Genomic DNA, 7,657 nt, shown 5'->3' with positions numbered 1-7,657 from the left:
GCAGCTGATGCAGAAGGCACCAAAGCTGTAAACATGGTCAGCACCATGAGCGCAGATATTAATACTGCTGATATTTTCTTATTCATTTCTTTTCCTCCATTTTTGGATATATCCACCCGCTCGGATGCGGGTTTCATTGTGTGAGTGATAAACGCATGTTACTGATAGGACCGCCATCAGCGTCCTATCGGAGTCACCTTCCACCTGCATTATTGCAAACAAAAAAAGTTCGACAATTGCCGCCAGTGGTTTCATCACCCTCGTAATCCCGTCATAACATGGATTATAATGTTCTATAAGTGTGTACCCTTTTAAATCTTTTGTGGTCAATTTTTGGCCAAAACAAGCAAACGGCTCCATTGTGACAAACGAAATTGAGTACACATATTGTCGAATTGCAGCTCAAATTTCACACATCCGCCACATGTACCGACCTGACAGACAACCCTCTCACACCCAGATATTCTTTCACACTTCCAACAGTATATTCACCAAAATGAAAGATACTTGCCGCCAGTGCAGCATCAGCATGTCCCTCTACAAACGCCTCGTACATATGCTCAGGCCCCGAAGCACCCCCGGAAGCTATCACCGGTATATCCACCGCATCAGAGACCGCCATGGTAACGGGAATATCATACCCGTCATACGTACCGTCACGGTCCATGCTGGTCAGCAGTATCTCGCCCGAACCCAGCCCCTCTGCCTGCCTGGCCCAACGGATGGCATCAATACCGGTCGGCGTGCGCCCCCCGTATATTACCACCTCATACCATGCAGCAGTGCCATCCTCCAGCGTTATGATGGTCTTATCCTTATCATCCCTTATATCCATATTACGCCGGCAGTCAATGGCAGTCAAAATACACTGTGAGCCAAAGATCTTTGCAGATTCACCTATCAGGGCCGGACGTTTTACTGCGGCTGTATTTATGGAGACTTTATCAGCACCCGAGCGCAGAATGGTCTTAATATCCTGTATCGAATTGATACCTCCACCAACAGTCAGCGGGATGAACACCTCATCAGCCGTGCGCTCTATCACATCGATCATGGTGGCACGACCCTCATGGGATGCGGTAATGTCCAGGAATACCAATTCATCCGCACCCTGCCGATTATACTCCTTTGCAAGCTCTACCGGGTCACCGGCACGGCGCAGGTCTTCGAACTCAATGCCCTTGACCACGCAGCCTCCCGCCTCATCAAGGGTCACATCCAGACAGGGTATTATTCGTTTCGTCAGCATCGGTGTACCTTCGGGCACTTCATCGACTCATTACTTTATCTTAGTACATAAAGTATAATACTATGTGCTCAAGTAAATCCGAGGGTAGCAGGGATTTTCTTGTAGTTTCCATCGACAAGCAGGGAAACATATTTTACAGCCAAAATACATTCCTGTGTATCATATCACATTAATTATACCTTATAATACTGATACTATACTGGAGGATAACAATTCAATGTCAAATTTCCCAAGTACTAAACCGGTGCTGGTCACGTGTGGACTGCCTTATGCTAACGGCAAGTGCCACATCGGACACCTGCGCACATATATCCCTGCAGATATATTTGTCAGGTCATTGCACAAACAGGGCCAGGATACAACCTTTGTCTGCGGTTCAGATACTCACGGCACACCCATAGTGGTCAGTGCTGAGCAAGCAGGCTCGACGCCTGAACAGTTCATAGAACAATATCACCATCACTTTAACGACGTTTTTAAGAAACTGGGGATAAAGTTCGACATTTTTGGCAGCACAAACGACCCTGCAAACCATAATCGCACCAATGAGATAGTAAACAAGCTCATTGAAAATAAGTATGTATATCCAAAGAAAATAGACCTTGCCTACTGCCCCCACTGCGAGCGGTCCTTACCTGACAGGTATGTGGAAGGTACCTGCCCCTACTGTGAATCGCAGGCCAGGGGCGATGAATGCGACCAGGGATGCGGCAGGCACCTGGAGCCTGGAGAGATCCGTGACCCTATCTGCAAGGTCTGTGGGAGCAAGGCAGAATACCGTGAACAAGAGCATTTCTTTTTCAAGTTATCATCATTCAAGGATTTCCTGCTCGAATACCTGGATACCCTGGGAGGCACAACAAATGCCCGTAATTATGCCAGGGAATGGGTGCAAAATGAACTTAAGGACTGGTGTATTACCCGCAACCTTGAATGGGGTGTCAGGTTTCCCGGGCATGAGAACCTGGTAGTATATGTCTGGGTGGATGCACCTATCGGTTATATCTCGTTCACAGAAGAGTATTGCAACATTGCCGGATTGGACTGGAAGCAAATATGGCAGGGCGACTCCCGCATCATTCACTTCATTGGCCTGGACATAGCATACCATCACTGCATATTCTGGCCCGCCATGTTGAAGGGTGCAGGTTATTCACTGCCCTGGGCCGTGATAGCTTCAGGTATGGTGAAGATCGAAGACAAGACCTTCAGCAAGAGCAGGGGATATGTGGTGTGGGTGAATGAAGACTACCTTGACCACGGCTTCCATCCTGACCTGCTGCGATATTACCTTGCCAGTTACACCTCGCATACAAAGGAATTAAATTTTTCATGGACCGTATTACAGGAAAAAGTGAACAACGAACTGGTTGGTTCACTGGGTAATTTCCTGTACCGTACACTGCATTTTGCCAATAATAATTTTGGTGTGGTACCCGAAGGACAGGTTTCCCCCGATATCCTTGATGAAATACGTAAGACCATCCATAATGTGATAGAAGCCATGGACGAATATGAGTTCAAAAAGGCCACTGATATAATAATGGGCCTTTCTTCCTATGGCAACACCCATTTCCAGTCAAATGAACCATGGCACCTGATAAAACAGGACCCCAATGCATGCAACAGGATAGTTAAGGAATGCATCCAGATCGCGAAAGCACTGGTACTGCTATGTGAACCGGTGATACCGGCAAAGATGCAGGAAGCATGGGAACAACTGGGCCTGGAGGGTGATGTCAGCAATATGACCTATGATGAAGCATTGGTAGAACTGGAATCCGGCAGGTCACTGCCTAAACCTGAAATACTTTTCAATAAGATTGACGACAAAAAGATCGAGGAGATGGAAAAAATAATGAACAGAAGGGTTGCTGAAGCAAAGGCAAAAGAAGAAAAAGCTCCTTCTGCAACAACACAGGTTGAGAAAATAACATTTGAGGATTTCAAAACCATGGATATCCGCATTGGTACTGTGGTCATGGCCGAGAAAATAAGTGGTTCGGATAAATTGCTGAAACTTCAGGTCGATATCGGTGAACCCGAACCGAGACAGGTGGTTGCAGGTATTGCCCAGACACACGAACCCGGGGAAATAGTGGACAGGCAGGTAGTATTGTTGGCCAACATGAAACCTGCCAAATTATTCGGTGTAGAATCCAATGGGATGATCATGGCTGCCGATGAAAATGGTGCAGTACTGTTAAATCCTGAAAGAAAAGTCAAAAACGGCACCAGTGTAAGGTAAAATGAAGATATGAAGAGTAGATGGGGCTTGACGGATCGGAGGGGATGGATACGATGCCGTTATTGCCCCATTAGTTACTAATTGGTGATACTTATTCATAATGTTTTCGATTGATTTGTCGAGTTTTAATAAAAAACATGAAATATTTGTCGGAAAAAAGAGTAATTCTAGATATAAATATATACGTTATTAAAACGAATTCAATGAAGACGGACGGGTGATATGAATGGATAAAGAATGGAAGATGAACTTTGACATTCCTGACATAGGAACACTGGTAACATTACTAAGTACTGCCATAACTTCGGCTTTCATGGGTGTTGGCAGTGTACTGTATGTGGTATTGATGATGACTACCGCGTATGAAGTAAAGGGTAAAGATTTTCTCATTAGTCTTATGAATCCGGAGGCTAACCTGACATTTGAAGCTAACTTTGTACTTGTTGTAGGAACACTTCTTCTATTATCAGCAATTTTCTTTTTCATTACGATGATACTGTCAATTTTTGAACTGAATGCTGTTTCTATAAAAGAACGTGGGGCACGTGTAAAAATAGTATTCGCATCGTTCATTATTTCATTGCTGTGTCTGGTAGGGGCATTGCTTTCCACAGTATTGCTGAGGTACTATTACTATTATTAGAGAGGTGATGAAAATGGGAAAATATACAATTCACGGTAATATCCACGAAGTGCCGGTTGTTGAGGAACTTGAGGAATCCAAACAGATACTGAAAGCTAAGATAGAGACCAAGACCCATAGGGTCCTGTTCCCTTTTACAGCCATCGTGGGTCAGGAGAAAATGAAACGGGCACTCATACTGAATGCTATTAATCCTTCTATCGGCGGCGTGCTTATCAGGGGCCAGAAAGGAACAGCCAAATCCACAGCCGTTCGTGGATTGGCCGAGATACTACCCGAGATTGAAGTTGTATCCGGCTGCACCTATAGCTGCGACCCCCATGACGAGGAAAAATTCTGCTGGGAATGCCAGATACGACAAAAGGAAGGCAGCATTACCACCCAAAAACGTCCCATGAGAGTGGTCGACCTTCCGGTGGGAGCAACCGAAGACCGGGTAGTAGGCAGTCTTGACATTGAGAAAGCAGTTACCCAGGGCATCAGGGCTTATGAGCCAGGGATACTTGCAGATGCAAATCGCAGCATCCTGTATGTAGATGAGATCAACCTGCTGGACGATTTCGTGGTTGATGCTTTACTTGATGCTGCAGCCATGGGTATCAATACCGTCGAGCGTGAAGGGGTAAGTGTAAGCCATCCCGCCGGTTTCATTATTGTGGGAAGCATGAACCCTGAAGAAGGAGAACTGAGACCCCAGCTCCTTGACAGGATAGCTCTTCAGGTAGAAGTGGTGGGTATACCTGACATTGAACAGAGAGTTGAGATCATCGAGGGACGCAACAGGTTCAATGATAACCCTGACTCTTACAGGAAAGAGTTCCAGACCGAACAGGACCGGCTGCATGCCCGTATTGTCAAAGCACAACAGATGCTGCACAACGTTGTTACAACCAGGGATAACCTGCAGACCATTGCCGAAATATGCGTGGAGTTCAATGTGGACGGTCACAGGGCAGATATCATGATCGAACGAACCGCCCGTACCAATGCGGCTTTTGAGGGGCGGGACCGGGTCACCAACGAGGATATTGTGGAAGCTGCCGAGATGGTGCTACCCCACAGGATGAGGAAGCGACCGTTCGAAGAGGAGGAGTTCAGCGTCGAACAGTTGAGACGCCTGGTGGATAAATGAACGATAGCATTGCCGGTAGGATGCGGAATAACCTCAAACCAGACTACGGTATCAAGGTATTCCATATGGGCAAACCCCTGCTGGCAATCAGGATCCCAAAGACCGATATCGAGGACTTCAATAAGGACGATACTGACAATATCAAAAAACTGCTGGATAAGTATAGCGACCAGATACGTCCTGGTGAAGTAGTACATGCATACATAATTGCCGACCGGTCACATGTTGTGCTGGACCCTTACGACCTTTTTGGAGAGACTGACCAGAGGACGCTATCCAAAATACAGGCTTTGGATGAGATAAAAACGATTAAAAATACCCGTGCCTATCCAGTACCACCTAAAAAAGTGGACCATCGCACGCCAAAACATATTACACCCACATATTCTGCACCGATCAGCTTTACACCGGTATTCAAGGCACCGGTCCATCTGGCCCCCACCCACAAAAAACGTGAGATGATACCTGAAGAAAAAATACCCGAAAAGGAACTTGTTGAGAAATCTGATGAAAACATGGTCAGGAAAATCCTCAGTGACTTTGCCAGGGGAAGGAAGAAAAAACTTGCCGTCGGTCAACTGAAGAGTGGCAGGAGGGCTGAAGTATTGACCAAAGGCAAACGTGGACGCTATGTGAAATCCCGGATCCCGGATGGAGAAGTAACAGATATTGCCATTGCTCCCACCATTCGGGCAGCAGCCATTCATGCTGAGGGCGGGAGAATCACGGTTAAAAAGAGCGATTACAGGGAGAAGGTCCGCCGCAGACGTATTGCTACCCTGATAAACATTGTAATGGATACCAGCGGCAGCATGGATGAGATCGATAAGATCGATATTACCCGTAGCGTAATTGTAGCGCTCCTGAAAGATGCCTACCAGCGAAGGGACAGGGTATCGCTTGTTACCTACAGTGGACGAAAAGGTGAGATGGTATTGCCTTTTACATCTTCCGTGGAACGTGCAAAACGGTATCTTGAAACAATCCCCTTTGGCGGTACCACACCGCTGGCATCTGGTATACTGATGGGGTTACATGGACTGCACAATGAGATAAGGAAGGACCCGTCCACCATCCCCATAATGGTTCTGGTAACTGACGGCAAGGTAAACGTGCCGCTGGAAGTCGGAGGCAATATCCGCAGGGAACTGTCAACAGTTATAAAATATATCGTCAATGAAGGTATCCACTTGCTCGTAGTGGATATGAGCAGTGAGGGGTCAGAACTTGCATTTGAGATCTCTGAGGGGACCGGTGGGAGATATTACCACCCGGACCGTCTTAGCAAGGAAACCCTGTATAAGGCCATCAGTGACCAGAGGGACGAGGCTACGTATTTTGCTAATGTGTAATGTTGCAGGAAGCTTTGAACATGGGTGTGGAACTGGGCGATATTTTTGAAAAACACGAAACTGAGTTAAGCGATTTGGCCGGAAAGGTTGTGGCCGTCGATGCTTATAATACCCTGTACCAGTTCTTAAGTATTATCCGGCAGCGGGATGGTACACCTCTCAAGAATGCCAGTGGCGAAGTAACGTCACACCTGTCAGGCTTTTTATACCGCACCACCAACCTCATAGAGGTTGGTATCAAACCAGTATTTGTCTTTGACGGCAAACCTCCCGGTTTCAAGGCGCAGACCCTGAAAGCCAGGAACAATACGCGGCATGAGGCCATGCAGCGCTGGCAGGATGCTATTGCCGAAGGTGAGGAAGAAAAAGCCTTTGTACATGCCCAGGCTTCTTCACACCTGAAAGGGAGCATGGTCGAGGATGCAAAAGCCCTGCTGGGATATATGGGGGTACCGGTTGTGCAGGCACCGTCGGAGGGGGAAGCACAGGCCGCCCACATGGTACTTTCTGGGGATGCCGACTTTGCGGCATCGCAGGACTATGATTCGCTATTATTTGGCGCACCCAGGGTGGTGCGCAACCTGACTGTTACCGGTAAGCGCAAACTACCACGGAAGAACATCTATATTGATGTGAAACCTGAGATCATTGACCTTGCAGAGGGGCTTAATGCCAGTGGTATCACACGGGAACAGTTGATAGATATTGCCCTTTTAGTGGGTACTGACTACAATACCGGCCTGAAACGCGTGGGGCCCAAGACGGCACTGAAATTGGTCAAGCAATATGGTGGTATTGAGGCCGTACTTGCCGAGAAGGGGGTGGGCATTGAGAACCTGCAGGAAATCAAAGACCTATTCCTCTACCCTGAGGTCTCTTCGGATTATGAGATATCCTGGAAGTCCCCGAAGGAGGCGGAAATAACTGATTTTCTCTGCCGTAAACATGATTTTTCAGAGGTAAGGGTGAAGGGGGCCGTGAACCGGTTGATAGAGGCTTCTGATGCAGGACAACAGACACTTGACCAGTGGTT

At 47.1% G+C, this 7,657-nt stretch carries 6 protein-coding genes; 5 read left to right on the top strand and 1 reads right to left on the bottom strand.

All coding sequences use genetic code 11. The features are described from left to right. Positions 1-409: 409 nt before the first annotated feature. Positions 410-1,249: an imidazole glycerol phosphate synthase subunit HisF gene (hisF, locus tag K0A89_12475; GenBank protein ID MBW6519298.1), complete on the bottom strand. Its 840-nt coding sequence runs from the start codon at positions 1,247-1,249 to the stop codon at positions 410-412. 217 nt (positions 1,250-1,466) lie between these two features. Between hisF and metG the strand changes: the two genes are divergently transcribed. The 5 genes from metG to fen all read left to right on the top strand — a co-directional run. After that, positions 1,467-3,497 carry a methionine--tRNA ligase gene (gene metG, locus K0A89_12470; protein ID MBW6519297.1) on the top strand — a complete coding sequence of 677 codons (2,031 nt, stop codon included), beginning with the start codon at positions 1,467-1,469 and terminating at the stop codon, positions 3,495-3,497. A gap of 226 nt (positions 3,498-3,723) precedes the next feature. Beyond that, entirely contained in the window at positions 3,724-4,140 is a 417-nt protein-coding gene (locus tag K0A89_12465; GenBank protein ID MBW6519296.1) for a hypothetical protein, read from the top strand. Between the two features lie 13 nt (positions 4,141-4,153). Then, positions 4,154-5,272: an ATP-binding protein gene (locus K0A89_12460; protein ID MBW6519295.1), complete on the top strand. Its 1,119-nt coding sequence runs from the start codon at positions 4,154-4,156 to the stop codon at positions 5,270-5,272. After that, positions 5,269-6,624, top strand: coding sequence for a VWA domain-containing protein (locus tag K0A89_12455; GenBank protein ID MBW6519294.1), 1,356 nt, complete (start codon positions 5,269-5,271; stop codon positions 6,622-6,624). Before K0A89_12460 ends, K0A89_12455 begins: the two co-directional genes overlap by 4 nt. Before the next feature lie 20 nt (positions 6,625-6,644). After that, on the top strand, positions 6,645-7,657 hold a 1,013-nt coding region (gene fen / locus K0A89_12450; protein ID MBW6519293.1), incomplete at its 3' end, for a flap endonuclease-1.

The sequence above is a fragment of the ANME-2 cluster archaeon genome (genome assembly GCA_019429385.1).
Lineage (GTDB): Archaea > Halobacteriota > Methanosarcinia > Methanosarcinales > Methanocomedenaceae > Methanocomedens_B.
Note: the sequence above shows the minus strand (reverse complement) of the source record. Positions and strands in the feature narration are given on the sequence as shown.